The organism is Ruegeria sp. MALMAid1280, from assembly GCF_049195285.1.
Lineage (GTDB): Bacteria > Pseudomonadota > Alphaproteobacteria > Rhodobacterales > Rhodobacteraceae > Ruegeria.
Genome location: NZ_JBMIRT010000050.1, coordinates 1 through 25414, shown reverse-complemented (window position 1 = coordinate 25414; position 25414 = coordinate 1). Strand labels below are relative to the sequence as shown.

At 58.4% G+C, this 25414-nt stretch carries 25 protein-coding genes and 1 pseudogene; 7 read left to right on the top strand and 19 right to left on the bottom strand.

The annotated features are described in order from the left end of the window. Nucleotides 1-13: 13 nt before the first annotated feature. From ACOQFT_RS14315 to ACOQFT_RS14305, 3 genes are all read right to left on the bottom strand, one after another. On the bottom strand, nucleotides 14-2464 hold the full coding sequence (locus tag ACOQFT_RS14315) for a GcvT family protein (RefSeq protein WP_421598570.1): 2451 nt from the start codon (nucleotides 2462-2464) through the stop codon (nucleotides 14-16). Nucleotides 2465-2636: 172 nt separating this feature from the next. Continuing rightward, on the bottom strand, nucleotides 2637-4196 hold the full coding sequence (locus ACOQFT_RS14310; protein WP_421598569.1) for a trimethylamine methyltransferase family protein: 1560 nt from the start codon (nucleotides 4194-4196) through the stop codon (nucleotides 2637-2639). 263 nt (nucleotides 4197-4459) lie between these two features. Beyond that, a complete protein-coding gene (locus ACOQFT_RS14305; RefSeq protein ID WP_421598568.1) occupies nucleotides 4460-5053 on the bottom strand; it encodes a helix-turn-helix domain-containing protein in 594 nt (197 codons plus the stop codon). 85 nt (nucleotides 5054-5138) lie between these two features. On the opposite strand from ACOQFT_RS14305, the gene thrC reads away from it, so the two are divergent. From thrC to ACOQFT_RS14280, 5 genes are all read left to right on the top strand, one after another. Continuing rightward, nucleotides 5139-6536, top strand: a complete 1398-nt coding sequence (gene thrC / locus ACOQFT_RS14300) for a threonine synthase (RefSeq protein WP_421598567.1) — start codon at nucleotides 5139-5141, stop codon at nucleotides 6534-6536. Further along, nucleotides 6533-7321, top strand: coding sequence for a hypothetical protein (locus ACOQFT_RS14295; RefSeq protein WP_421598566.1), 789 nt, complete (start codon nucleotides 6533-6535; stop codon nucleotides 7319-7321). Before thrC ends, ACOQFT_RS14295 begins: the two co-directional genes overlap by 4 nt. A 421-nt stretch (nucleotides 7322-7742) precedes the next feature. After that, nucleotides 7743-8201, top strand: a complete 459-nt coding sequence (locus ACOQFT_RS14290; RefSeq protein WP_421598565.1) for a (2Fe-2S)-binding protein — start codon at nucleotides 7743-7745, stop codon at nucleotides 8199-8201. A gap of 3 nt (nucleotides 8202-8204) precedes the next feature. Further along, complete coding sequence (locus ACOQFT_RS14285) at nucleotides 8205-10352, top strand: molybdopterin cofactor-binding domain-containing protein (RefSeq protein ID WP_421598564.1); 2148 nt, start codon at nucleotides 8205-8207, stop codon at nucleotides 10350-10352. A gap of 14 nt (nucleotides 10353-10366) precedes the next feature. Then, the gene (locus ACOQFT_RS14280) at nucleotides 10367-10990 is read left to right on the top strand and encodes an Isoquinoline 1-oxidoreductase subunit (protein ID WP_421598563.1); all 624 of its coding nucleotides are present in this window, start codon (nucleotides 10367-10369) and stop codon (nucleotides 10988-10990) included. A 152-nt stretch (nucleotides 10991-11142) separates the two neighbouring features. On the opposite strand, the gene ACOQFT_RS14275 is transcribed toward ACOQFT_RS14280, so the two are convergent. From ACOQFT_RS14275 to ACOQFT_RS14220, 12 genes are all read right to left on the bottom strand, one after another. Beyond that, nucleotides 11143-11865 (bottom strand): HAD family hydrolase, encoded by a 723-nt coding sequence (locus tag ACOQFT_RS14275; RefSeq protein WP_421598562.1) that lies wholly within the window; start codon nucleotides 11863-11865, stop codon nucleotides 11143-11145. After that, a complete protein-coding gene (locus tag ACOQFT_RS14270; RefSeq protein WP_421598561.1) occupies nucleotides 11862-12851 on the bottom strand; it encodes a quinone oxidoreductase family protein in 990 nt (329 codons plus the stop codon). The genes ACOQFT_RS14275 and ACOQFT_RS14270 overlap by 4 nt, the downstream gene beginning before the upstream one ends. A gap of 40 nt (nucleotides 12852-12891) precedes the next feature. Next, nucleotides 12892-13446 (bottom strand): hypothetical protein, encoded by a 555-nt coding sequence (locus ACOQFT_RS14265; RefSeq protein WP_421598560.1) that lies wholly within the window; start codon nucleotides 13444-13446, stop codon nucleotides 12892-12894. After that, nucleotides 13443-14096, bottom strand: a complete 654-nt coding sequence (locus tag ACOQFT_RS14260) for a DsbA family oxidoreductase (RefSeq protein WP_421598559.1) — start codon at nucleotides 14094-14096, stop codon at nucleotides 13443-13445. Before ACOQFT_RS14260 ends, ACOQFT_RS14265 begins: the two co-directional genes overlap by 4 nt. Before the next feature lie 4 nt (nucleotides 14097-14100). Then, nucleotides 14101-14811: a glutathione S-transferase family protein gene (locus ACOQFT_RS14255; protein ID WP_421598558.1), complete on the bottom strand. Its 711-nt coding sequence runs from the start codon at nucleotides 14809-14811 to the stop codon at nucleotides 14101-14103. A 10-nt stretch (nucleotides 14812-14821) separates the two neighbouring features. Further along, nucleotides 14822-15508 (bottom strand): glutathione S-transferase family protein, encoded by a 687-nt coding sequence (locus ACOQFT_RS14250; protein WP_421598557.1) that lies wholly within the window; start codon nucleotides 15506-15508, stop codon nucleotides 14822-14824. Nucleotides 15509-15512: 4 nt separating this feature from the next. Further along, complete coding sequence (locus ACOQFT_RS14245; protein ID WP_421598556.1) at nucleotides 15513-16229, bottom strand: glutathione S-transferase family protein; 717 nt, start codon at nucleotides 16227-16229, stop codon at nucleotides 15513-15515. A 58-nt stretch (nucleotides 16230-16287) separates the two neighbouring features. Next, on the bottom strand, nucleotides 16288-17091 hold the full coding sequence (locus tag ACOQFT_RS14240) for an SDR family oxidoreductase (RefSeq protein ID WP_421598555.1): 804 nt from the start codon (nucleotides 17089-17091) through the stop codon (nucleotides 16288-16290). Nucleotides 17092-17106: 15 nt separating this feature from the next. Then, nucleotides 17107-17460, bottom strand: a complete 354-nt coding sequence (locus ACOQFT_RS14235) for a cupin domain-containing protein (RefSeq protein ID WP_170525391.1) — start codon at nucleotides 17458-17460, stop codon at nucleotides 17107-17109. Nucleotides 17461-17502: 42 nt separating this feature from the next. Further along, nucleotides 17503-18114: an NAD(P)H-dependent oxidoreductase gene (locus ACOQFT_RS14230; RefSeq protein ID WP_421598554.1), complete on the bottom strand. Its 612-nt coding sequence runs from the start codon at nucleotides 18112-18114 to the stop codon at nucleotides 17503-17505. A 395-nt stretch (nucleotides 18115-18509) separates the two neighbouring features. Further along, entirely contained in the window at nucleotides 18510-19466 is a 957-nt protein-coding gene (locus ACOQFT_RS14225; RefSeq protein WP_421598553.1) for an ion transporter, read from the bottom strand. Further along, nucleotides 19459-20649 (bottom strand): low temperature requirement protein A, encoded by a 1191-nt coding sequence (locus ACOQFT_RS14220; protein WP_421598552.1) that lies wholly within the window; start codon nucleotides 20647-20649, stop codon nucleotides 19459-19461. The genes ACOQFT_RS14225 and ACOQFT_RS14220 overlap by 8 nt, the downstream gene beginning before the upstream one ends. A 234-nt stretch (nucleotides 20650-20883) precedes the next feature. Between ACOQFT_RS14220 and ACOQFT_RS14215 the strand changes: the two genes are divergently transcribed. Further along, the gene (locus ACOQFT_RS14215) at nucleotides 20884-21258 is read left to right on the top strand and encodes a winged helix-turn-helix transcriptional regulator (RefSeq protein WP_421598551.1); all 375 of its coding nucleotides are present in this window, start codon (nucleotides 20884-20886) and stop codon (nucleotides 21256-21258) included. After that, nucleotides 21248-22132: a halocarboxylic acid dehydrogenase DehI family protein gene (locus tag ACOQFT_RS14210; RefSeq protein ID WP_421598550.1), complete on the top strand. Its 885-nt coding sequence runs from the start codon at nucleotides 21248-21250 to the stop codon at nucleotides 22130-22132. Before ACOQFT_RS14215 ends, ACOQFT_RS14210 begins: the two co-directional genes overlap by 11 nt. Nucleotides 22133-22208: 76 nt before the next feature. Here the strand turns inward: ACOQFT_RS14210 and ACOQFT_RS14205 are convergent, their stop codons facing one another. The 4 genes and pseudogenes from ACOQFT_RS14205 to ACOQFT_RS14190 form a co-directional block, all read right to left on the bottom strand. Continuing rightward, on the bottom strand, nucleotides 22209-22904 hold the full coding sequence (locus ACOQFT_RS14205; protein ID WP_421598549.1) for an RraA family protein: 696 nt from the start codon (nucleotides 22902-22904) through the stop codon (nucleotides 22209-22211). Continuing rightward, nucleotides 22901-23596 (bottom strand): alpha/beta fold hydrolase, encoded by a 696-nt coding sequence (locus tag ACOQFT_RS14200; RefSeq protein WP_421598548.1) that lies wholly within the window; start codon nucleotides 23594-23596, stop codon nucleotides 22901-22903. The genes ACOQFT_RS14205 and ACOQFT_RS14200 overlap by 4 nt, the downstream gene beginning before the upstream one ends. Continuing rightward, the gene (locus ACOQFT_RS14195; RefSeq protein WP_421598547.1) at nucleotides 23593-24717 is read right to left on the bottom strand and encodes a cobalamin-independent methionine synthase II family protein; all 1125 of its coding nucleotides are present in this window, start codon (nucleotides 24715-24717) and stop codon (nucleotides 23593-23595) included. The genes ACOQFT_RS14200 and ACOQFT_RS14195 overlap by 4 nt, the downstream gene beginning before the upstream one ends. Nucleotides 24718-24819: 102 nt before the next feature. Beyond that, nucleotides 24820-25414 (bottom strand): annotated as a pseudogene (locus ACOQFT_RS14190) (cupin); the annotation flags it as partial.

The following is a 25414-nucleotide window of genomic DNA, read 5'->3' as shown; positions in this document are numbered from 1 at the left end:
GTTTTTCTCCTGATCAAGAACGCATGTTTGCGCCGTTGGCGTCGTAGATTGGTCCTGCCAGAACCAGCGCATCGTAGAAGTTGCCCAGAATTTCCACCTGAAGCGTCGTTCCCGGCGTTGCGAACTCGGCTGCGACGTAACCCATCGCCATCGACTTGCCGACATGGTGCGCATAGCCGCCCGAGCTAACATAGCCGACCGGTTCACCATCTTTCAGGATCGCCTCGTCATGGGCCACGTCGATCCCCTCGACGCCGATGGTCATTGTCACCAACTTCTGCGAGACGCCTTCATCGCGGGCTTTCAGCGTTGCTTCTTTGCCGACGAAGTCCTTCTTCCAGTTGATGAAGACATCCATGCCGGATTCGACAGCGTCGAAGTCGGGACGGTATTCCATCGTCCAGACACCCCAGCCCTTCTCGAGTCGCATCGACAGCAACGCACGCGCGCCGTACCAGCGATAGCCCAGATCGGCGCCGGCCTCTTCGATGGCGTCTGCCAGGCGCATCAGGTATTGCGGTTTGCAATAGATTTCGTAGCCCAATTCGCCAGAGAAGCTGATCCGGTTGATGATCACCGGCACGCCGCCGACAAAGGTCTGGCGCAGGTCACGGAACTTGAAGGCTTCGGCTGAAACATCGTCACGCGTGATCCGGGCCAGCAGGTCCCGCGATTTCGGGCCGGACAGGGCAATCCCGTGCCAGTCGTCCGAAACGTTGGCATAAGAAATACCTGCGGGCAGGTCTTTTTCGAACCAGCGGCGGTGTGCTTCCTGCATCGCGCCGGAACCGAACAGCATAAAGTGATCCTCGGCCAGGCAGGCAACCGTCAGATCGCCGTAAAGCTTGCCCTTGGGTGTCAGCATCGGCGTCAGAGCCAGGCGTCCGGGCTTGGGAACGAACCCGGCAAGGATATGGTTCAGGTATTCGCGAACTCCCTCGCCCTTGAACTCATGCTTGGCAAAGTTGGCGATCTCAATGCCGCCGACAGCTTCGCGCACGGCCTTGATTTCCCGGGCGACATAATCGTGAGACCGGTTACGCTCGAACGAGGGAACTTCGTGCGCATCTTCCGGGCCGTCGGCATACCAGAGTACGTTTTCGAGGCCGAAACCCTGATCCATCACCGCACCTTTGGCGATCATGCGATCATAAAGCGCGGTGGTCTTCTGCTTGCGGCCCTTGGGCAGGGTTTCGTTCGGGAAGGTCATCACGAACCGGCGTTCGTAGTTTTCCGACGACTTGATTGTGCCCCAGTCGGGTGTCGCGAACTCACCAAAACGCGCTACGTCCATCGCCCAGACATCGATGGATGGCTCGCCGTCGATCATCCATTCCGCAAGGGTCAGGCCCACGCCGCCGCCCTGGCAGAAGCCCGCCATGACACCAACCGCCACCCAGTAGTTCTTCATGCCCGGAACAGGGCCGATCAGCGGGTTGCCATCAGGGCCAAATGTGAACGGACCATTGATCACATCCTTGATCCCGGCATTGGCCATGGCCGGAAGACGCTCGAACGCGGTTTCCAGACGATCTGCCACGCGATCCAGATCCGGCGGCAGCAGTTCATGACCGAAGTCCCAGGGTGTCCCGCCGACTTTCCACGGGGTCGCCTGGGCTTCATAAGTACCCAGCAACATGCCCTGCCCTTCCTGACGGCAGTACACGTTGGCCTCAAAGTCGATGCCATGCGGTAGCTGCTGACCAAAGTTCACGACCTCATCCATGCGCTCGGTGATCAGGTAATGGTGCTCCATCGGTTGAACCGGCAGATGAAGGCCCGCCATGTGACCCACCTCACGCGCCCACAGACCGCCGCAGTTCACGACATGCTCGGCATTGATCGTGCCTTTGGGGGTGACAATGTCCCAGCTGCCATCTGGGCGCTGTGTCATATCGGTGGCGCCACAGTGGGTGAAATACTGGGCGCCATGCGCCTTGGCTGCCTTGGCAAACGCATAGGTCGTGCCGGACGGGTCCAGATGGCCGTCCTGCGCGTCCCACAGAACCGCGTGATAGTGGTCCGGATCGATCAGCGGATGACGCTCGGCCAGCTCCTTGGGCGAGATGAATTCCTGATCCAGCCCCATGTAACGCGCTTTCGAACGCTCGCCCTTCAGGTAGTCATACCATTCCTTGGTGGAAGCGGCATAAAAGCCACCGGTCTGATGCAGACCAACGGACTGGCCGGACAGTTCTTCGATCTCTTTATAGAGATTGATCGTATATGATTGCAGGCGCGAGATATTCGGATCCGAGCTGATGGTGTGGATACCGCCGGCCGCGTGCCAGGATGAGCCGGATGTCAGCTCGTCACGTTCAAGCAGGACCGCATCCTTCCAACCGAACTTGGCCAGGTGGAACAGGATCGAGCAACCAACAACGCCGCCGCCAATTACAACGACTTTGGCGTGCGACGGCAGTTTCTTTCCGCCTGTGGACTCGTCGGTCTGAATAGTAGGCATATTTCGTTTTTCCTCAGGAATTCAGCTTTCACTCTGACTGCGTTTGGGTGCGCGCTCCTCGTTTTGACCCAAAGCCTCTATCTCGGTGAAAAGGGGTTCTCTTCTTTGCAGTGGATAGCTGGTGAGCAGAACGATCCCGGTCGTCGCGATCGTCCTGGCGAACCTGCAAGTGTCAGAAATCCGTGGCAGCGCCACCCTCGGCCTTGCGTTTGGCAACAAAGGCGTCAAGCTCGTCTTTTATCGCCGAGTCCAAAGCCGGGGCCTCATAGGTGGCAAGGCGGTTTTTCCACTCGGCGTTGGCACGCTGGATCGCAATCGGCGATCCCGCTTCCTGCCAGGTCTCAAAGTTGCGCCAGTCACTCAGGATTGGTGAATAGAAGGCGTCGCGATAACGCGCCTGGGTGTGTTCAGTGCCAAAGAAATGACCCGCTGGCCCAACCTCATTGATGGCTTCCAACGCCAGGTCTTCCGGGCTGGTCGAAACCGGCTGAAGGAATTCCGTGATCATCTGCAGCAGGTCGATATCAAGCATCACCTTCTCATACGAGCAGCACAGCCCCCCTTCGAGCCACCCTGCCCCATGCATGAGCATGTTGGCGCCGCCATTTATGGCACCCCAAAGCGAGAAGACCGCCTCATATGCTGCTTGCGAGTCAACCGTGTTGGCCGCGCAGACATTCGAAGAGCGATACGGAATGCCGTAGCGCCGCGCCAACTGTCCACCGATATGCTGCGCCTTCATGTATTCCGGTGTGCCAAACGCTGGCGAGCCGGTTTTCATATCCACGTTGGAAGTGAAGCCGCCATACATCACCGGCGCACCTGGCCGCACCATTTGGGTAAAGGCCACACCCGCCAGAGCTTCGGCGTTTTGCAGCGTTACGGCACCCGCAATCGTAACCGGCGCCATCGCCCCTGCCAGCGTGAAGGGTGTGATCACAACAGGCTGGCCCATCTCGGACAACGCCATCACGCCCTGCATCATCGGAATATCGAGCTGCAGAGGAGAGTTTGTGTTGATGATCGAGAACATGCAGGCCTGATCACGCATCTGGTCATGGGTCAGACCATGGGCAATCCGCGTCATCTCGATTGCATCGGAGACACGCTCCTCACCAAGCGAATAGATGCAATAGGCCTTGTCGGTCAGCGTGATGTAATCCTGAATACAATCAAGATGGCGGATAGACGCGTGAATATCGACGGGTTCCACCGGATATCCACCTGTCACATGCAGAACATTATGCATCTGGGCCAATCGCAGGAAGTTGCGGAAATCTTCCTGATTTCCCGCGCGCCGGCCCCGATCCGTATCCGAACAATTCGGCGCGCTTGCCATCATGTTGAATACAATGTTGTTTCCGCCCATGGTCACGTTGTGCTGGGCGTTTCGCGCGTGCAGCGTGAATTCAGACGGCACGCTTGCGATGGCTTCGTTGATCAAATCGGGATCGAAGCGCACACGCTCTTCACCGTCCCGGACATCGGCACCCGCCTTTTTCATCACGGCGCGCGCGTCATCATGCAACACGTCTAGGCCGGTTTCTGAAAGCAGTTTCAGGGATGCCTGGTGAATATGCTCAACCTGATCATCCGAAATCAGCTCAACGGCCGGATAGGAACGCTTAAGCTGCGCGAACGGGCGCTGTACAATTGCCGGGGCTGGTGCCCCGCCATCACGGCGACGCCCTCGGCGTCCGCGCGCCTTTTGGGCCAGTTGATCAGTAGTCATCCGATAGTACCTTCATTGCCGGAGTTAAGCCTGAGAACGAGTGGTTTGGGCGTTACGCCTCAAGTCATTTACCGCTTAGGGCGGCAGGCAAAGAAACCTGACCGCGATTCGCCGCTCAATCCTGCGTGGGCCCGCGAACGGAAAAGTCCGCTATTACTTGGAGGTACCAGTCGCTGTTTCATTTTTGGTTTTCCAATATGCCGCACGAGATGCGGTATATTGGAAAAATACCATGATTCAGTCAATACATTTTATAGGCCTTCTCAGACTGACGCCGTAGGTTCCTGATACTGAGTCGGCTGAGCCACAAGAAGGATGGCCTCCGTTTCTCCATCCGCCTCGTTGTCAATGCGATGATTGCAGTCACTGCGGTATCGCAATGTATCGCCCGCCTCAGCCCGAACAGTTCGTCCAGCGACCGTTACCGACAGTGAGCCGGACAGGCAGGTCAGGTGCTCGAAGGTTCCAGGCGCATGGGGCTTTGAATCAAGTTCTGCTCCGATCTTCATGAGAAGCCTGTGCCACTCTACGGGAAGAACAGTGCGTCGCGGGCTCAGCATATAAATCTCGCATTTACCGTCCGCGCTTCGCTGCATCGGCGTGGAATAGTGATGAAGATGCTCGATTGGATCCTCGCCACCAGACGTGCCCTCAAGTAAGCTGAGGTCAACCCCAAGCGCCTGAGAAAGGGCCCAGACAATGGAAAAGGTCGGGTTGGTGGCACCCCTCTCAATGGCGGATAACATAGATCGGGACACTCCTGTACGCTCAGAGAGTCGCTCAAGGGTCAGGTCCAGCGATTTCCTGGCTTCCTTCATAATTTTCCCGATTTCAGGTGTAGGTGAAGGTGTGTTCATTCAGTAGTTCCACTATATTAGATTTTTGTTTACGAACGATAGAGGTATTGCTAAATCCACAATATTAGAAATCTTGGAAAATGCCATGCTCTACTCAAGTACTCGCGGGAACGCACCCGCTCGATCCCTCCGAGAGTTGCTAAGCCGTGGAACTGCCGAAGATGGCGGTCTTTACGTGCCTGAGGCCTGGCCCGAACTTACATCCAGCAAATTGGCCACGCTGGGCGGACGGGCCTACGACCAGATTGCATCGGATGTTCTGGCACTGTTTGGCGGAGCTGAGTGGCAACAGTGCAACTTCACTGCAGGCATAAGAAAAGCGCTGGCCGGTTTCGAACGCAATGATGGCCCACCCCTCTCTCGCCTGAATGACCAGCTGTGGAGCATGGAGCTTTTCCATGGCCCCACACTCGCTTTCAAGGATTACGCCCTCGCCCCTTTGGCGGAAGCGATCGATCGGGAACTCACAATCACTGACAAACGCGCGACCGTACTTTGCGCAACGTCGGGAGATACCGGCGCAGCCACCGCAAATGCCTTTGCGGGACGTTCGCGAGCCAATGCAGTAATTCTGTTTCCGGAGGGCCGCGTCTCTGATGTTCAACGCAAGCAGATGACCTGCCTGGGAGCCGCAAACGTTCAGGCAATTTCCGTTCGAGGCGACTTTGATGACTGCCAAAGCATAGTCAAAAACCTGTATCAAAGCGAAGTTGCCAAAGAATATAGCTATACGGCTGTGAATTCGATCAACCTGGCCCGGATCCTCCTTCAGACGTCCTACTACATTTACGCTTCGGTCAAAATCCACAACGATTGCGGCCAACCCGTGAACTTTGCTGTCCCCAGCGGGAATTTTGGAAATGTCTTTGCGGGCTATATCGCGAAGCAAATGGGTGCTCCCATCGGGAAGTTGATCGTCACGTCGAACGAAAATGATGTCCTTCCCCGGCTGTTCGAGACTGGTATGATGTCGAAGGCAGAGACAATACCGACGATCTCGCCGAGCATGGATATTCAGGTTTCCAGCAACTTTGAACGAATGCTGTGGATCCTGAAAGGACGCGACGGGAACGCAACGCGCGACATGCAAACGCAGCTCGCTGAGAGGTCTTTTTACGAACTTTCGCAAACCGAGCTTTCAAGACTGACCAAAGACTTCGACGCGATGAAGTGCGGCAAAGATAATGCCTTAAACACCATGCGCCAGATCCATAAGCAGTTCGGCAAGATCATTTGCCCACATTCGGCAACCGGCTACTTCGCGGCGGATCAGCTGAGGGCAACGCTTAACGGACCCATTGTTGTCGCTGAAACAGCTCATCCGGCAAAATTCCCGACGGCAGTTGAAGAAGCGCTTGGAACACTTCCAGAAACTCCGGCGCGGCTGGAAGACTTGTTTGCCCGCGAAGAAGAGCTCGCAACTGTCGATCCGACGGTTGAAGCGGTGCAAAGTGTGATTGATGGAAAATTCGCAACACCATGAAGCTGACGTGTGTAACCCCGGAAGTTCAATCCCTTCTGAGTGAACCGCGTGACATCCTTCTGATCGGGATGTCGGGAATTGGAAAGACGCTCCTTTCGAGCTTTTTGAACCAATCCGGGGCGTGGCGCTATGTGTCGATAGACGCCCAAATTCAGGGACAGTATTTGCGCAAGCAGATACTTGATGCATTCAATGCCGAGGTCAGCAAGGGAGCTATGCTGTCCAAGTTGCAGGAATTGGGCATACTCAACTTGGACGACGAATTGTGCAAGGGCACGCTTGCGCCATTGACTTCCTATTTGGGGATGCCTGGAGATCCAGACAGAGGCGGGATTGAATTCAACGAATATGTGAAACGGCAGAACTTTCATCGGCAGGCTGAACTCACCGCTGTCGAAGACCTTCTTAGCCTGGATTCCGATCAGCCAGTTCTGGCTGATTCAAGCGGGTCGTTCTGCGAATTGTTTGCGGCCGGTGATCCCACATTTTCTGCTTTGAAAGACAGGTTCCTTATCGTTTCGCTGAGGGAGAACGACGAACTCGTCCAAAACCTGATAGCGAGGTACGTTGAGAACCCAAAGCCAATCTACTATTCTCCGGACCTGCTTTCGGAATATTGGCGCGACTATACGGCAAAGGCTGGAGACCGGGATAAAGATGTCGACCCAAAGAAATTCGCGCTTTGGTCGTATCAGAAGCTGATTTCGGTCAGGCGAGATAAGTTTGCGGCACTAGCTAAGCACAGTGACATATCTATTAGTGCCGCAGATTTGCGGTACGCCTAAGTCTTCATCGACGAATCCGCTAACACCACCAAGCTGACCCACCTGTGGCGACGATCTGCGCGTGGCATCCGCAAGAAAGCGGTCGCCCCGTGATTATCGGCAAAGACCGATCTTTCTATCGGAAGCCAATGTTGGAGAAGCCCGCATTTTCGTTGGAGCCTCTCCAAACCTCCCATGTGTGGGCTTGGAATTCCAATATGCATACGAAGTTTTGCGTGCCCACAAGCAAACAAGGGGATCGCAGCGGTAGCACACCGAGAGTCAAACGCCTCACCGCCGCCCATTAGGTTACTAAAAGTATACCGGTTGCTAAAGTTTCCCTGCGAGATGTATGTAACCACCAACGGCGTCCCCCGGGTCGTCATTCACCTGAAACTCTGAAGCAACTCTTGAAGACAAGCCAAAAGAGGACCTCCCCAAAATGACTGACCTAACCATCAACGGAAAGGACGTGTCGCTCGACGTGCCCGGCGATACACCTTTGCTCTGGGCGCTGCGCGATGATCTGCGCCTGACCGGAACGAAATTTGGCTGCGGCGTGGCCCAGTGCGGTGCCTGCACCGTCATGGTCGACGGGATGCCGGTGCGGTCGTGCATCACCCCGGTCGAAGACCTTGAAGGCTCGGACGTGACAACGATCGAAGCGCTGGAAGGCCCCGAAGCCGACGCGGTGCGCAAGGCCTGGGTTGATCTGGATGTGCCGCAATGCGGGTACTGTCAGTCCGGTCAGATCATTGCCGCCGCCACATTGCTGACCGAGATTCCTCAGCCGACGGATGAGGATATCGACTTTGCGATGGCCGGAAACGCCTGCCGTTGCGCCACTTACGTGCGCATCCGCAAGGCGATCCACGAAGCTGCCAAGATGCTGGAGGCCTGATCCATGACCGCATTCTCCCCAACCCGCCGCAGTTTTCTGGCCGGTGGTGCCGCTCTGATCATCGGGGCGCATCTGCCGATGGGCAACAAGATGGTCGCAAGAGCTGCGACCGGCCCCGTTGACCTCAACGCCTTTGTCCGCATCGGCGAAGACAACACTGTCACCGTGATCGTCAAACACATCGAATTCGGCCAGGGCCCGTTCACCGGCTTTGCCACTTTGGTTGCCGAAGAGCTGGACGCCGACTGGTCGCAGATGCGCGCCGAACATGCGCCCGCCGATACGGCAACCTATCAGAACTTTGCTTTCGGTATTCAGGGCACCGGCGCGTCAACCGCCGTGCGCAACGCCTTTACCCAGATGCGCCAGGCTGGCGCCGCCGCCCGCGCCATGCTGGTTGATGCGGCGGCCCGCGAATGGGGTGTTTCTGCGGATGAGATCACCGTCGCAAACGGCGTGATCAGCCACACCGGCAGCGGCAAGACTGCGCAATTCGGTGAACTGGTCGCTGCAGCCAGCGAAAGCACACCGCCTGCCGAGCCCAAGCTGAAAGATCCGGCCGAGTTCAAACTGATCGGCAAGGAAGAGACCCGCCGCCTCGACAGCGCCATCAAGACCACGGGTGAGGCCCAGTTCACGCTGGACGTCTATCGCGAAGGCATGCTGACGGTCGTCGTGGCGCACTCGCCCTGGATCGGTGGCAAGGTTGCGTCCGTGGATTCTTCGGCTGCTCTGGCCGTCGACGGCGTGGAAAAGGTCGAACAGATCCCGACCGGCGTCGCGGTTTATGCCAAAAACACGTATTCCGCCCTCAAAGGGCGCGATGCGCTGCAGATCGAATGGGATCTGAGCGAGGCCGAAACCCGCTCGGCTGACGAACAACTGGAAGAGGTCGCCGCAGCAGCGCGCGATGGCGACGGCGTCGTCGCCGATACCTATGGCGACCTGAACGCGGCATTCGAAAACGCCGCTCAGGTGATCGAAGCCGAATACCGCCTGCCTTTCCTTGCCCACGCACCGCTCGAAGCTTTGGACGGCGTGATCGAGAACCGCGGCGACGCGGCAGAAATCTGGATGGGCAGCCAGATGCAGAGTGTCGACCAGATGGTCACCTCGGACATCCTCGGCATTCCGCTGGAAAATGTGGCCATCAACACCCTGCTGGGCGGCGGCAGCTTTGGCCGTCGCGCGCAGTATGACGGGCAATTCGCGCAGGAACTGGCACAGGTTGCCAAGGCCGGCGGCGAAGGCACCTATAAACTGGTCTGGACCCGCAGCGATGACATCCAGGGCGGGTACTACCGACCACAAGTCGTTCACCGCCACCGTGCCGCACTGGATGAAACCGGCCGCATCATTGGATGGGACAACAAATTCGCCACCGAAAGCATCATGGGCGGCTCGGCCTTTGAAGCGGTAATCCAGAACGGCGTTGACCCGTTCTCGATCGAAGGTTCGATCCACAAGCCCTATGATTTTGGCGCGTTTGAGGCGCGTTGGGTCCGCACCGACAGCAAGGTGCCGCATCTGTGGTGGCGCTCTGTCGGCCATTCGCACACTGCATTCGCGAACGAAGTGTTCCTCGACGAGGTGCTGCAGGGCCAGGGCAAGGACCCGGTTCAGGGTCGTCTGGAGCTGCTCGGCGACAAATCCCCGCGCGACCGCCGGGTGCTGGAGCGTGTGGCCGAGATGGCGAACTGGCAGGGCGTGCAGGGCGCCGACGGCAAGGCCTATGGCGTTGCGCTGCATCCCAGCTATGACGCGCATTTCGCCTATATCGCCGAGGTCTCCGAGGTCGACGGCGAACCCCGCGTGCACAAGGTCTGGGTCGCTGCCGATGTGGGCATTGCAATCAACCCGGACGTGGTCAAGGCGCAGATCGAAGGTGGGCTGGGCTATGGCCTCAACGCAGCGCTGTTCAACGAGATCACCTTTGCCGAGGATGGCCGCATTGAGCAGGAGAATTTCGACACTTATCGCCTGCTGCGGATCAACGAAATGCCCGAGGTCGAGATTGATCTTGCGGTGAACTCCGAAAAGCCCGGCGGCATTGGTGAGGCCGGCACGCCGCCCATCGCCCCCGCCGTCAGCAACGCCTGGCGTATCCTCAAAGGTGAGCCCGTCCGTCGCTTGCCGCTTGTGCGCGTTTGACAGGAGATCGAGCTATGAAATTCGACATTCGTGCCACGGCGCTGACCGCTGCAATCGCGCTGACCGGGCTGCTGCCAGGTGGCGCGGCGCAGGCCGAGGAAGTCAACGGCCTGAAAACCGCCGTGAGCTTTGAAAGCATCGAATCCGAGCAAGCCCGCTCGGTCGCGATCTTCGAGGAAATGGCCAAGGTCATCACTCATGCGCGCTGCATCAACTGCCATCCGGTCACCGGTGGACCGCTGCAAGGCGAAAACCAGAAACCGCACTCACCGCCTATTCCGCGCACCGAAGACAATTTCGGTGTGGTCGCCATGCGCTGCACCACCTGTCACGGTGAGGAAAACCGCCCGTTTCTGGGTGAAACCGGCTCGGTGCCCGGCAACGGTCACTGGCAACTGGCCCCGCAGAGCATGGGTTGGGTCGACCTGACCGTGCCCGAGATCTGCGCCCAGTTGAAAGACCCCGAACGCAATGGTAGCCGAACCCTGGAAGAGGTCGCGCATCACATGGGGCATGACACTCTGGTCGGCTGGGCCTGGACCCCCGGCGAAGGCCGCGAGCCCGCGCCCGGAACCTGGGAAGGGTTTTCGGAACTGGCCGTAAACTGGATCGAAACCGGCGCGGCCTGCCCGGGCTGAGGCGCGTTGATCCGACACAAATAACCGGAGGCTTCTGTTAAGCTGCCTTCGGTTCATTTATGGCCAGCACGGCCTGGATCGTATTGCAAACAATCAAATTCCGGCTTTCGAACGCGGTTTGAACCGAAAACTGACATTCAGTTTTGCCCAACCTAAATCTGAAGGGCAGAGGCCAATTCAGTAAAGCTGTCCACTTCGATGTCATAACTGGCGGTTTCACCCCGATCCGGCGTCTCGGAAGGCTTGTTGCCCCACTCCAGCGGTCGCCGAACCAGCGCCGTGCGAAACCCCACCTGACTCGCAGCGTCGATGTCATAGGGGTGACACGCAACCATCAGGCATTGCTCGGGCTGCAGTTGCAAACGTTCAGCGGCCCGCCGATACGCCTCGGGCAGCAGTTTGTAGACGCCAAGCCCTTCGCAGGACAGGACCCCGTCCCAGACCAACCCGCTCCTGCGCGAGGTGTCGATAATCAACCGGTAGGACAGCAGCGTGAACGAGGTCACGATGAACCGCTCGCGCAGCGCCGCCAATCCGGGCCGCACATCCGGCCAGGCGGCAAAGCTATGCGGTGCATCCCACGAGATCGCGCGCCGGTCTTGCGCGTCGAAAGCATCCAGCCCTTCTTCGGTCAGCAGCGCATCCAGACAAAAGCGGTGCGCGTCGTCGAAATTATATTCCGGCGGGCCGTTCTCACCCAGATTGAGCATCGCCTGCATTGTCCGGCGACGCAGGTCATTTGCCAGCGCGGCCCAGTCACGCCTGATGCCGTGACGTTGTCCTGCCGAGGCAAAGGCTTCGCGGAAGCCGCTGTGCCAATCAAGCACCGTGCCGCCGGTGTCAAATGTCAGCGCCTTGATGCCGGCAAGGCTCATGGGATCAGCACCGTCGCGCCCAGCGTTGTGCCGGATTCGATGGCTTCATGAGCCTTCACCGCATCCTTCAGCGCGTATTCATAGTTGATATTGGCATCCAGAATACCGTCACCGATGGCCTTGAACAGATCGCGCGCGGTCCATTCGAGGTCAGACCGTTTGGCGACGTAATGCATGATTGCCGGGCGCGTGATGAACAACGACCCCCGGCGCCCGAGATCCTGGATCACGTCGATAGGATCAGGCGGACCTGAGACATGACCATAGGCAGCGCAGACGCCCATCAATCGCAACGAGTCCAGCGAGTCCTGCAAGGTGTCTTTGCCGATCGCCTCGTACACCACGGCGCAGCCCTCGCCATCGGTCACGTCGCGTACAACGTCCACAAAGCTCTGCTTTGAACGCACGACCGGGTGGTCGCAACCCGCTGCACGTGCGACCTCGGCTTTTTCCGGTGTCGAAACAGTACCCACGATGGTCGCCCCAAGGGCCTTGGCCCATTGGCACAGGATCAACCCCATACCGCCAGCGGCCGCGTGAACGAGAATAGTGTCGCCGGGCTGCACCGCATACGTACGATGCAACAGGTAGTGCGCGGTCATGCCTTTCATCAGCAAGGCCGCAACCTGCTTGTCGTCCAGCCCGTCCGGCAGGTGCAATAGCTTGTCAGCGGGATAGTTGCGGACCTCGGAGTAGCTGCCCAGGGGCGGGATGCCATAGGCGACACGGTTACCAGTCTTGAACTCGGTCACACCCTCTCCGACACCTTCGACGATCCCGACGCCCTCAAAACCGATCACCACCGGTTCCTCCGGCACTGGCCACGGATGAGAGATACCGGCGCGGTGGTAAGTGTCGGCGTAGTTCACGCCCACTGCCGTATGGCGCAGGCGTACCTCGCCCGGGGCCGGGTCGGGCACATGCCAGTCTTCCCAGCGCATACAGCTGGGCGGGCCTTTCTTGTGGATCACTTGTGCCTTGCTCATCGTCCCCTCCTTCGATGTTAGTGTGTGATAGGTTTAAGTTTTAGATTTTGAAAACAGTCCTGAGCACCCGCAAATTCCCGGCAATTCGATTGCCTCCATAATCTTTGGCCAAACGTTGCAGAACATCCGGAAAACCATAATCCGGGATCGCGCTCTCGACCTTCGACACCTGTGCCTTGCTCAGCCCCTTGCGGACCATCCCTCCGGATGCATCTATCCAGTCGCCTTTGCGGACGGCATTCACGACATCCGCGCCGGGGCCGGAGTAAGGCGTGATCTTGTGGTGCCAGTGGATTGCGGCACGCAGAATCTCGGGATCGAGGCCAAGCCCAAGCTTTTCGTTGTCGCGCAGCGCCAGCGTCTCGGAAGGATCGAGATAGGCAAGATTCTTCTCGGTCCAGAGCCCGATGTCATGATAGACCAGCGCAGTTTCGACCATGGGGCGATGGACGCCCACATTTCCAAGAAAATGCATGGCGTAGGTGATCACGCGATACACATGCCCCCGGTACGCTGGAAAATCGTCACCAATAGTGTCGCGATATGGGTCAAAGAGTTCTTCGACCCGGTCGCAATAGTCTATGATTTCAATCATGCCGCGACTGACTTTAGCTGCTTCAGGATACTGGCATAATTCTCTTCCCCCTGCGCGCCGGTCACAAGGTGCTGACGGTCGAAAATCATCGCGGGCACACCCTGAACGCCACGGCTGGTCCAGAACTTCTCTTTCTCGCGGATCTTTTCAGCACGTTCGCCGCTATCCAGCATCGCGCGGGCGGCATCGCGGTCCAACCCGATCTGACCCGCGACTTCGACCAGAACGTCGATATCCGCCACATTCTCTCGCCGGGTGAAGAAAGCGGCGAACAGCGCCAGCTTGGCCTCATGCGCCTTGCCCTGCTCCTCGGCCCAGTCGATCAGCTGATGGGCGCAAAAAGTGTTGTACATGCGCATGTCGTCGGCATAGTTGAAGGTAAAGCCAAGCGCGGCCCCCATCTCGGTCAGACGCGCGCGCGCCTTGATCGAGCCTTCCAGCGTGGTGCCGTATTTAGCGGCAAGGTGTTCGCGCAGGTTCTCACCTTCCTGCACCATTTTGGGGTTCAGTTCGAACGGGTGCCAGTGGATATCAACGTCGATGCCGGTCTCTTGCACTGCACGAGCCAGTTGGAAATAGCCGATAGCGCACCATGGGCAGACAACGTCCGAGACGATGTCAACACGAATGGGCTGGGTTTGGTCGGACATCGGGTCACTCCTTATAATTAGCGGCATTTGCGGCGGCAGCGGCCTCGGTGTCGCCTGCGCCAAACACCGATGGTCTGGGTTTCGGCAGTTGCAGCGCCGCCTGCGTGGCCGGGCGCGCATCGATCCGCGCAAACCAGGCGTTCAGATGATCCAGGCCCGAGACATCAACCCCGGCCCAGAAATGCGAGCGCGCCCAAGGGTAGGTCGCGATATCGGCAATGGACATGGCATCGCCCACCAGCCAGTCACGCCCGTTCAGCCGGGAATCCAACACCTCGAGCAGGCGGCGGGATTCATCGACATAGCGCTTGATGGCATAGGGATCGTCATGACCGTTGGGCCGCGCGATACGCTGGAAGAACATCGCCTGCCCCATCATCGGCCCGATGCCGCCCATCTGGAACATCAGCCACTGGATCGTCTCGGACCGCTCCTTGGGATCATGGCTCAGGAACCGATCATATTTCTCGGCCAGATAGAGCAGGATCGCACCGCTTTCGAACACCGCAAAATCGTTGTTGCCACGATCAACGATGGTTGGGATGCGGCCGTTTGGATTCAGCGTCAGATAATCCGGCGCTTTCTGTTCCTTTTTCGAAAAATCGACCGGCACCAGCTCATAGGGCAGATCAGCCTCGTGGAGGAAGATCAGCGGCTTCCACCCATTCATCGTGGGCGCGGTATAAAGCAGAATATCGGGCCGGTCGGTCTTCAAGAACTCAACCTCACACGGTGGCGCCGTATCGCGCGCGGGCCCAGCGGACGACCTCTGTCCCCTCTTCGCTGTCGATGACGCGGGCATATCCCGGTTGGGCAAAGCACCGGTCAAGCCAGCGTTGAATCGAGGGCCAGCGTTCGGCATCCAGCGCGAACCCGGCCAGTTCCGCCCCGCGCAGCCAGCTGGACATCGCGATATCGGCAACGCTGAACGACCCAGCGGCGTAGTCGGCATCGCCCAGCAGGTTACCAATGGCGTCCAGCAATTGCGGCGCGTAGTCGGTCATGGCCTGTGCGACCATATCCTCTTTTCCATGGTCCTTGCCAAAGTAATAAGGCACCACGATCCGCTGACCGAACATCATACCGCCAAAGACTTGCGCCATCTGGCTATCGGCGAATTGCTGAATCTGCAACGCGCGTTGGCGCAGTTCTGGTTGTGGCGGGATAAGACCGGGCAAAGGCACGGTTTCATCCGACCAGGCGACGATATCCGCGCTTTCTGTGATGGGTTCTTGCCCCTCGGCGGGCAGCAGAACCGGCACGGTTCCCGCCCGGTTGATCGGCAGAACCTTTTCCCGCTCGGTATAGGGGACGACCGGGTCCAGATCGTATCCGATGCCTTTCTGTTCCAGCGCCACCCGAACCTTGCGGACAAAGGGCGACACCGGGTAACCGATAAGTTTCACAGTCATCGCATCAAGCCTTTTTCACGTCCGACGCAAAGCGCGCGGCGTTTTCCTTGAGGAAGGCATCAGCATCTGCGTTTTCGTCCCAGAATTGCGGCTGCGCCTTGGGGATGGTCAGCGCCTTCTGCACGGCCGGGCGCGCGTCGATCCGGTCGAACCAAGCCTTGAGGTTCGGCAGATCGTCAACCTCGACCCGTGCCCAGGGGTAAGCCCGCGCCCAGGGGTAGATCATCATATCGACGATGGAGTAGTCGCCCACGATAAAGTCACGCCCGTCCAGCTGGGTGTTCAGAACTTCCATCAGGCGGCGGGATTCGTCGACATAACGCTTGATCGAGAACGGCTCCTCATGCCCGTTGGGCGCTGCGATACGCTGGAAGTACATCGCCTGCCCCATCATCGGACCCACATGGCCGACCTGAAAGAACAGCCATTGCAGCGTTTCCGACCGGGTAAGCGGATCGTCTGACAGGAACTTGCCGTATTTCTCGGCTAGATGCCAAAGGATTGCGCCGGATTCGAAAATGGCCCGCCCCTCGGCCCGGTCATAGATCGTGGGGATCTTGCCGTTCGGGTTCAGCTTGAGGAACTCGGGGGCCTTCTGTTCCTGTTTCGAAAAATCGATGAAGGTCAGGTCATAGGGAACGCCGGCCTCTTCCAGAAAAATGACCGGCTTGTAACCGTTCATGGTGGCGGCGGTGTAAAGGTGAATGTCCGGTCGGCTCATGGCTGTCTCCTCAAAGGCAAAGTTCGGGCCCGCGCGGTGTCGCGCAGGCCCGGTTGGTTCAGATTTCCAGCGTCCAGTGTTTTTGCTGGTAGTCCAGCACGTCCTTGATCGCCTCTTCCGGGAACACCGTGCGGAACTTGTGGTTGTCCGCCGCGATGACCTCGGCCATTTTGTCGATCATCGGCTGCGGGTCCATCTGCAGCTCGTCTCCGGCGAAAAGGTCGCGGACCTTGCGGATCGCTTCCGGCGGCGTAATGCTTGTCGCCGGATCGTACCACTCGTCCATCTTGTCATACATCCGGTCATTGAACCCGGTCCGGTACGCGCCCGGATTAATGGTCGCGACCTGAACTCCCATGGGCTCCAGTTCCTCGCGCATCAGTTCGGCGATGGCCTCCAGCGCGTGTTTGGACGCGGTATAGGGGGCCAGATAGGGGAAGGTCAGGAACCCGGCGATCGACGAGACGAACACCACCTTGCCGCGCCCACGGCGGGCAAATGCCTGCGCATAGGGCTGCACGAATTCGACGGTCGAGAACACGTTGGTTTCGAACACGTTCCGGATGCGGTTCACGTCAACCTCGGCAATGGGGCCGGTATCGCCGATGGCGGCGTTTGCCACCACGACATCCACATCGGCACCGAAGCGGTCAAAGGCGGCCTGGCGGTCCTCGGCGCTGGTAATGTCCAGCTTGACTGTTTCCAGCGTCAGACCCAGCGCGTCCGCTTCTGCCTTGAGTGTTTCCGCCCCTTCCGCGCCGTGGGTCGTCGCGATCACGCGATGGCCCTGTTTCGCCAGTTCGAACGCCGCACCTTTGCCAAGCCCGGTGCCCGCACCCGTGATCAAGATAGTTTTGCTCATTTATCGCTCCTCGCCTCAGTCCTTCAGTTCCACGTCGTTGTCCAGACGCTCGAACAGCACGGCCTCAACCGTAGTGGTTCCGACATTGCTGACCTGATGGGTCCAGGGGCCGTTATGCATGTAATCGCCATCCGCCACCTCTTTCACGACGGTCGAACCGTCTTCGAGCTTGATGGACAGCGTGCCGCCCTTGATGAAATAGACGATTTCCTCGGGGTGGCGGTGCGGCTCATCCGTCGCACCAGGGGGCATTTTCATGCGGACCAGACGCGTGATGCCGGTGTTCACCAGCTCTTCATACATGTCGGGCGATGCCTCGTCGGCCAGCGGTGCACGCTGGCCTTCGGTAATCAGGGGAGAGTTGCTCATCTCATGAGCCTCCATTTTTGGAATGATTTCCGCAAGCGCGGATCAGGCTACTTCCGAAACGGAATTGGCACCGAAGACACGGGCCAGATGCGCGTCAAAGCGGGCGAAATCCGAATCTACATCGGCATTCTTCATCACGTCAAAGGCGCCATAGGTCGGCAACGGCGACATGCCAAAGAACTTGGCGTTCAAGTGCATCGGGCGCAGCAGATCGTCCAGCGATGCGCCTTCAAAGAACGGCTCGGCGGGGTTGTCGAAGGATTCGGCTGGTGCGTTCAACGTGACGGACAGCATGTAGTTGGTGCCGGTCAGGGCGCCGCCCATACCGTAGTTTTCTTTCGGGGCTTCAGCCACGCGGCCATCACCATTGGTCAAACGACCATCCATGCCGGCCGTGTAAACCTCGTCCATGTACTTCTTGAACGACCACGGCACACCCATCCAGTTTACCGGGAACTGCATGATAACAGTGTCGGCCCATTGGTGGTTGGCGATTTCCTGCTCGACGTCATAACCTTCGGCGATCTTTGTCACACGCACGTCATGTCCGGCGGCTTTCAGGAACTCGGCTGCCCGGTTAATCAGCGCTGCGTTCAGCTCGCCCTTGGCGAAGGGATAAGGCTGGTGGCCGTTCAGAATAAAAATGTTGCTCATGGTCTCGTCCTTGCGGTTTCCAGTGATTCAGCGGGCCTTTCCGCTGTTCAGGTGGCAACTTGCTCACTGTGGAGGAAAAGACAATTAGTATACTTTTGGTAACCTACTACTTGGGTGGACCTGCGACCCACTCGCTTGCGTGCAAGGGAGCCGTGCCAATAACCTCAATGATCCCGGACCGCACGCTAATCAGCGTTTGCATTGAAAAGATCAAAAAACCCCTGAAACCAACGTATTCCTGCCCCAGGAACACACCGCCCTTATGGCGCAGCCTGCGAGAGCAAAACACGCTTCGAGCCTATATCGTTCTGGATGATTGGGTCACGAAAGGTCAGGACATGCATTTTGGATTGATCGAATATGCCTCGTCGTCATAGCGGCGGGAAGTGCGGCACTCACAAAGGTTCGGAGAGTACTTTACCGCAATGAGGGCAATTTCCCCGTCTGGCTTCGGCTTCAGCGTGGATGCGATCCCGGATCTGATCTGCAGCCCGGCGTGACAGGCCCAGCTGCTTGCGCAGCGCCTCGATCTCGGCCTCTTCGGCCTCACAGATCGTGCCATCCTCCAGCGCTTTACGGAATTCTCGTTCCAGACTGGCACGCCGACGGTGCAATTGATCGTTGAGACCGCTGGCGATGATGCCGGCAGGCAAGGCAGCCATTCCGATGCCGATGACCGTGATGACCGCTCCGAACATCTTGCCGGCCACGGTCACCGGCGTCACGTCGCCATATCCTACGGTCGTCAGCGTCGCCATCGCCCACCACATGGCCGCCGGGATCGAGCCGAACGCGTCGGGCTGAACTTCGTGCTCGGCCAGCCAGGCACCGCTGGCAGCAAAGATCAGCATCACCATCAGGATGAAGAACCCCGCAAAGAAAGCGCCTGCCTCTTCCTCGAATACGGCAAGCAACATTCCAAGCGCGGGTGAATACCGGGTGAGCTTGAGCAAGCGCAGCATCCGGAACGCGCGCAGAATGCGCAGATCGATGGGAAAGAACAGATACAGCAGAGCGGGCAATATCGCGAGCAGGTCGATCAGCGCGGGCGGAGATATCGCCCAGGACAGCCTGGACTTATATTCAGGGTTTTCCGGCGCCGCCCACAGTCTTGCCGCGTATTCCACGACGAATACGGTCAGCGAGAAGCCTTCGAACAGATCAAAGGCTGCTTTCCAGTCAACGTAGATGGAATTGACCGTCTCCAGAATGACCGCCGTAACATTCAGAGTGATAAGTACGATCAGGGCGATGTCCAGAAGTCTGGGGCCGGAGGCATCCCTTTCGGGACGCTCCAGCCACCAATAGACCCGGGCGCGCAGATTTTTCTGGTCCTGTACCAGACTATTCATGACGGAATGTCAGCCAGGCGCGGGAAACGGGCACAACAATCTGCGAGAGCAGGGCCGTGCCCCAGATCAGGTTGGCCACGAAGGACGGGACGTGCGGAACAATGAAGAAACAGGCGATTGCCAGCACAATGCCAAACAGGCGCACATCCCCGCGTCCAAAGTCGGAGGCAACACGATGCTCGATGATTGACCTCAGCACCCAGAGCATGGCGATATAGCCTGCGAGGCCGAAGCAGCCGATGGCGGCGTAATCGGTCGGATAAGGATCCCAGAATCCGGTTTTGACCTCTGCGGCCAGTGCCACCCCGACCAACACACCGCACAGCATCAGGATCAGATGGGCCAGCCACCAAGTCACAATGGTCGCGGGTTTCCTGTCCTTCGGCTTGGCATTGCCGGCAAAGTCGAAATAGATCCAGCACATGACAAACATCGACACCCCACCGATGACGAAATTGACCAGAACGTCCGGGGATACCTTGTAGATGCCTTTTTCTGACAGTGTGACGACGAGCTTGAAGAACCCCTCGCCCAGCACGATCAGGGTCAGCAGCGCAAAACGCTCGGACAAATGCCCCAGTCGCGGGGCGAACCGCTCAAACCGCAGGATGGATATGCCCGGGATCATGTAGATCGCCTGTGTTGCCACCATTGCGATGCCAAATGCCCAATAGGCCAGAGGTTTCGGCAGAAATGCGATGATGGCAAAAACGATAGCGAAGAACGAGAAGTTGCGGACTTTCTCGGACGTCATCGAGCGGCCGGTGACGTTCACCCGCCGTGCCCGGAAATACAGCGCCGCCAACATGGCCCGGTTGGCCGCAAACCCCAGTACGAAGAATGTCCAGCCTTTTCCTTCGATGGCCGGAATGGACGCTGCCATGAACATCACCGTACAGATCATCACGCACATGATCACACGGTGCCAGACATCGGTGCTGACATAGATCGAGTTGAAGATGCTAAGCTCGCCCCACGCGTACCAAAGTGCAATGAACACCCCTGTGAACACCAGGAAACCGTGCCAATCCAGGTGATGCGAGAGGTAGTTCCCAAGCAGGAATATGGTCACGACGTGAATCAGGTCATAGAATAGCTCAGCCCAGTGAACATGTTCATGCGCGTGGTCGAGGTCGTGATGATGCTGCGGCTTGCGCCACATCGGGTGGTCTTGCAGTGCCATGAGGGTGTCACTCTTTCTTCTGGGATCTTTCCGCGCGCCACACGGGACATATTTGCTTGTAGCCCGAAAGCTTCGATTTAATTGTCATCGGTGCAGGTGCTTTCCACACCCTCTATCGCTGCTTCCCTGAGCTACTTGACATGCTGGCGGTTTGCGGCCACTTAAGTTAGTAGGGGCAATAGATCAACCAGTATACTTTAGGTAACCTACTGTTGAAATAAATGGAGGCGACAGATGCGAGCACGCGTGGAACAAGACGAAAAAGGCCGTCGCACCGCACATGATGCATGTGTCGAGCCGTGCGCAATTGAACGTGGCATGCGGATTATTGGTGGCAAATGGACCGGCTCGATCCTGTGGCACCTGAAGGACGAGCCCGTTCGCTTCAATGACCTGGCGCGCATGGTCGGCGGCGCCAGCAAAAAGATGATCACAGAACGACTGCGTCAATTGGAATCTCAGGGCCTGGTCAAACGCCAGGTTCTCGATACCGCACCCGTTTCGGTCCAGTACGAAATTACCGATTTTGGCTGCAGTGCTCTGGGTTTCCTCGACGAGTTGCGCAAATGGAGTGAAGGCCTGCCGAAGAGCGTCACTGTTGACGCCTGATCAATTGCAACGTCTGAAACCGAACCCCATTCCGCCTATACATCCGGTGCCTGAACGGGCTGCGACGGCAGATTTGGCGCGAGTTTATGATCGCACCAAACGCGGCTTCGGCGTACCGTGGATGGGCGTCGTTGCCATGGCGTTTGCCCACTACCCTGAATTCTACCAACGCCTATGGTCCTCAATCGAACCCGTCGTAGCGACAAACGCTTTTGGCGATGCCTGCCGCGAGCTCCGCGAATGCGCCGAGGCGCACGCGGACGCTTTTGCACCACCTACCATCGGCGCACGGCTGGCTGCGATTGGATATGACGCGATCGAAGTCAGGCAGATCATAGCCTGCAACGAGGTGTTCTCCGCCGGGAACATGCCCTATTTGCTGCTGGCGTCGCTGGCCCGGGCTCTGCTGGAAGAGCACGAATGGACTGGTCGAGGCCAAGGTACCGCGCTGCCCCGCCCGGCTGAGGACATGCAACATCCGGTACTGATGGAGCCGCATCATGCGGACCCGGAAACGGCGGCGCTTTATGACGATATCCGCGAAACCTTGGGGCTGCCGTTCGTCAATACGGATTATCGGGCCTTTGCCCGTTGGCCAAGTTACTTTGCTTTGGCATGGCACGATCTGAAGCCCGTGATCCAGTCAGCCGCCTACGAACCAGCGGTTTCGCAAATCCATAGCCGTGCGGCTGAACTTGCTGTCGCTTTGCCAAATGTTACCGGTTTGTCATCCGAAGACCTGATCGAAGCCGCAGCCCGCGACGCAGACCCGGTCGAAGTTCTGGCTGTTGTGCAGCTGTTTCAATGGCTGCTTCCGGGTTTGGCGTTCAATGTTGCTTTCTTCCGCGCTCAGCTCACCCACTCAACTTTGTAAGCCGGGTGAGCGTAACCGCCTCCGGTATATCGCGGCTCTACCAGTCTCCTTTTTCCCTTTACGCAGCCTCTAGCGCCTATGTCCGCGAGGCTTCAAACACCGCCCATGCTTTTTCGAAGGCGTCGAAATCGAACCCTTTAGCGCGGGCGGGATCCAGGATCAGTCTTTCGGTTTCAAGCAGCTTGATAATCGCCCGTTCAAGTTCGTCCACCACCTCGGGCGGGATCACCAGAGCGCCATGCCGGTCGGCATGCACAAGGTCGCCGTCTTTGATCGACAGGCCGAAGATTGTCACCGGAGTTCCAACCTCTTTCACGTGCACGAACCCGTGGCTTGGCCCGACAGACCCGGCAACCACCGGGAACCCATCCGGCAGGTCGCCAAGGTCCCGCATCACGCCATTGGTCAGCGCACCGCTGATGCCAAAACCCTTGTGGACGGTCGTATTGATCTCACCCCAGTAGGCGCCGATGCAGTCGGGGAAATCCAAATCTTCCACCACGGTCACGGCGGGACCGGTGCCTGCGGCCATGTGCCGGTAGTAATCCATACGGCGCGCGCGGATCACGTCAGGTGCCTCGGTCGGCGGGTTCACAGCGGCAATCTTCGCGGTACGGGCATATCCCACCATCGCGCCCGCATCGGGATCAGAGCATAACATTGTGCCCCGGGTAAAATCATTGAAACCGCGCTTGCCCTGCGCCACTTCGATGGCGTTGCAAACAGTCGGGGTGTCAACCTTTTTCAGCAGGTCCAGCAGGGATTGGTTCATATTGTCTCCAGCCAGCAGGTCAGGGCCGCCGTGGTTTGTTGCGGTTGCTCCAGAGTCGGCAGATGCCCGGCGTTTTCGATGATCTCCAACCGGCTCTGCGGCATCAGCTCGTGCATCAATTCATGCCTTGAGACGGGGCACAGGGCATCGTCGCGCCCACAGAGAACCAGCGCTGCGCCGGTGAAGTCCCGCAGGGTATTGCTCTGTTCAGGGCGATCACGCAGGGCTTTGGATTGATTGATGAAAACGTCCGGCCCAAGATCCATGGCCATATCCATGCACAAACCCAGAATGGCATCGCGGCGCGGGCCGTCGGTCAGGTAGTTCGGCTTCATCTCTTCGGCCATCACCTTGCGCAGATTGCCGCGTTCGACGGCATTGATCTGAGGGCCGCGTCTGGCCTTGACCTCGTCCAACTCTGCCAGAGGATTGGTATCCATCAATGCCAGACCTGCCACACGGTCTGGGGCCTGCCGCAGGATTTCCATCGCCACGATGCCACCCATGGAGAGCCCCGCCATCGCAAAACGATCAGGCGCATAGGCCAACACCTCGGCGGCCAGCGCCTGCATCGTGTCCTGTCCGCCGATCGGTGCGGACAGGATCGGGTATTTGCCCGACAAGGCATCAATCTGCGGGGTAAACAACCGCACATCGCACATCATGCCGGGCAGAAGGATAAGCGGCGTCATTTGACCAGAGCAGCCCCTTCGGCAAGTGCGCCCAGCTTGGCATAGGCGATATCCGGGTCGACCGCACCAAAGCCCGCAAAGGTGCCAAAGCCACAATCCGACCCCGCAATCACGCGCTCAGACCCAACAATGTTCGCAAACCGCTCAACACGCTGCGCGATCAGTTCCGGGTGCTCGACAAAGTTGGTCGTGGTGTCGACCACACCGGGCACCAGAACCTTGTCATCCGGAATCTCATCCTTGCGGTCCCGGAACACCGTCCATTCATGCGCATGTCGTGGGTTCGAAGTTTCGAACAGCACATAACGAGATTTGGTGGACATCAGCGTCGAAAATACCTTGTCCATGCCGATGTCACAACAATGCGGGCCTTCGTAATTGCCCCAGCAAATATGGACACGCACTTTGTCAGACGGGACGTTTTGCAACGCGTGGTTCAGCGCCTCAACATGCATGTCGGCTATTTTCACGAACTCGTCGTCGGACAGATCGATAAACAGCATATGGCGCGACAAGGCGAGGTCAGGGCAATCCAGTTGCAAATCCAGACCCGCACCAACGATGGTCTCATACTCTGTCTTCATCGCATCGGCGAGCGCGGCCAGATAAGCCTCACGCGTTGGGTAGAAGTCATTTTGCAGAAACAAGGATATCACCCCGGGGCTGGCGGCGTTCATAAAACCGCGCTCGACCCCGTTTTCTGCCATGGCAGCCTTGAGATTGTCGATGTCCTTCTGCAGTTCATCCTGCCCTTTTGAACGCACTTCGCCCACGCACATGGGCCGCGCATATTGCGGCGTACCGCCGTCATCCGCCAAACGTTGCAAAAAGCCCGGAAACATTTTGAGATCCGCCGGCGCGTTGCGAGGGCTGTCACCGGCAAGGCCGGTATAGCGGTCCTTCACATAAGTGGCATAAGAGATTTTCGAAGTCTCACCGTCCGAGACGATATCAACCCCGGCCCCGGCCTGTTTTCGCACCGTCTCGGACACCGCAGCGGTCATGCAGGCATCGAACGCGGCCTGATCGAACGGTTCCTCCCGCTCGCGCGCGAAGATGAAGTCCACGACCTCCTGACTGCGCGGCAGGCTTCCCACATGGGTGGTTAAAATGCGGGTCATGTCTTCATCTCCCTTCAAATCTTGTTCCTGCGCCGGGCCGGAAACCCGGTGCAGGATGCGCTGAGCATGCCCCGATTGAAATCGGGACACGCAATTTTGGCGTTATGCGCCCGTCCAGGTCGCCCCGGCCGGATCGTCGGTTGCGGTGATGCGGTACAGACCCGCTTCACCGGTCATCGACGGCTCGGCGCTATAGCTTTCACCGGGCAGAACCAGCGCGGTATCGCCGTTGGACAGAGTGGTTTCGACCTCATTGATCTTGATGCGCCAATGGCCGCTGGCCGGCATCAGAACCACGGGTTTGTCCGCCTTGACCTGTTCTGCCACGGCCGAACCACGGGTCAGGAAATCGACCTCGAAACCGGGCTTATCTTTGATCAGGCCATTTTCGCCGATCACAACCGCGGGCTTGTCCGCTGCCAGCGCCATCAGGTCCCAGTAGCGGGCTACATATTTGCCGATCACCGCATCAACGGGCACCTCGGGATACGCTTTCAGCTCTTCCTCGGTCAGCAGCGGCATGGGCTGCACATTGTGCGGCAGTTCTTCGCCCTTTTTGCTGTCATAAAGTACGCCGTTATTGCCCAGCACCAGGCCATGGGCCTGCGCGTCCTGAATGACTTGCGGAGCCCAGGTCACACCGCCACCGGCATCGTCGCCACCCAGCATCGACATGATCATCCCGTAGTCCTGGCCG

Excerpts from the sequence above, each read along its gene's own strand:
- ACOQFT_RS14315 (WP_421598570.1), bottom strand. The coding sequence starts at position 2,464 with ATGCCTACTATTCAGACCGACGAGTCCACAGGCGGAAAGAAACTGCCG.
- ACOQFT_RS14310 (WP_421598569.1), bottom strand. The coding sequence starts at position 4,196 with ATGACTACTGATCAACTGGCCCAAAAGGCGCGCGGACGCCGAGGGCGT.
- ACOQFT_RS14305 (WP_421598568.1), bottom strand. The coding sequence starts at position 5,053 with ATGAACACACCTTCACCTACACCTGAAATCGGGAAAATTATGAAGGAA.
- thrC (WP_421598567.1), top strand. The coding sequence starts at position 5,139 with ATGCTCTACTCAAGTACTCGCGGGAACGCACCCGCTCGATCCCTCCGA.
- ACOQFT_RS14295 (WP_421598566.1), top strand. The coding sequence starts at position 6,533 with ATGAAGCTGACGTGTGTAACCCCGGAAGTTCAATCCCTTCTGAGTGAA.
- ACOQFT_RS14290 (WP_421598565.1), top strand. The coding sequence starts at position 7,743 with ATGACTGACCTAACCATCAACGGAAAGGACGTGTCGCTCGACGTGCCC.
- ACOQFT_RS14285 (WP_421598564.1), top strand. The coding sequence starts at position 8,205 with ATGACCGCATTCTCCCCAACCCGCCGCAGTTTTCTGGCCGGTGGTGCC.
- ACOQFT_RS14280 (WP_421598563.1), top strand. The coding sequence starts at position 10,367 with ATGAAATTCGACATTCGTGCCACGGCGCTGACCGCTGCAATCGCGCTG.
- ACOQFT_RS14275 (WP_421598562.1), bottom strand. The coding sequence starts at position 11,865 with ATGAGCCTTGCCGGCATCAAGGCGCTGACATTTGACACCGGCGGCACG.
- ACOQFT_RS14270 (WP_421598561.1), bottom strand. The coding sequence starts at position 12,851 with ATGAGCAAGGCACAAGTGATCCACAAGAAAGGCCCGCCCAGCTGTATG.
- ACOQFT_RS14265 (WP_421598560.1), bottom strand. The coding sequence starts at position 13,446 with ATGATTGAAATCATAGACTATTGCGACCGGGTCGAAGAACTCTTTGAC.
- ACOQFT_RS14260 (WP_421598559.1), bottom strand. The coding sequence starts at position 14,096 with ATGTCCGACCAAACCCAGCCCATTCGTGTTGACATCGTCTCGGACGTT.
- ACOQFT_RS14250 (WP_421598557.1), bottom strand. The coding sequence starts at position 15,508 with ATGACTGTGAAACTTATCGGTTACCCGGTGTCGCCCTTTGTCCGCAAG.
- ACOQFT_RS14245 (WP_421598556.1), bottom strand. The coding sequence starts at position 16,229 with ATGAGCCGACCGGACATTCACCTTTACACCGCCGCCACCATGAACGGT.
- ACOQFT_RS14240 (WP_421598555.1), bottom strand. The coding sequence starts at position 17,091 with ATGAGCAAAACTATCTTGATCACGGGTGCGGGCACCGGGCTTGGCAAA.
- ACOQFT_RS14235 (WP_170525391.1), bottom strand. The coding sequence starts at position 17,460 with ATGAGCAACTCTCCCCTGATTACCGAAGGCCAGCGTGCACCGCTGGCC.
- ACOQFT_RS14230 (WP_421598554.1), bottom strand. The coding sequence starts at position 18,114 with ATGAGCAACATTTTTATTCTGAACGGCCACCAGCCTTATCCCTTCGCC.
- ACOQFT_RS14225 (WP_421598553.1), bottom strand. The coding sequence starts at position 19,466 with ATGAATAGTCTGGTACAGGACCAGAAAAATCTGCGCGCCCGGGTCTAT.
- ACOQFT_RS14220 (WP_421598552.1), bottom strand. The coding sequence starts at position 20,649 with ATGGCACTGCAAGACCACCCGATGTGGCGCAAGCCGCAGCATCATCAC.
- ACOQFT_RS14215 (WP_421598551.1), top strand. The coding sequence starts at position 20,884 with ATGCGAGCACGCGTGGAACAAGACGAAAAAGGCCGTCGCACCGCACAT.
- ACOQFT_RS14205 (WP_421598549.1), bottom strand. The coding sequence starts at position 22,904 with ATGAACCAATCCCTGCTGGACCTGCTGAAAAAGGTTGACACCCCGACT.
- ACOQFT_RS14200 (WP_421598548.1), bottom strand. The coding sequence starts at position 23,596 with ATGACGCCGCTTATCCTTCTGCCCGGCATGATGTGCGATGTGCGGTTG.
- ACOQFT_RS14195 (WP_421598547.1), bottom strand. The coding sequence starts at position 24,717 with ATGACCCGCATTTTAACCACCCATGTGGGAAGCCTGCCGCGCAGTCAG.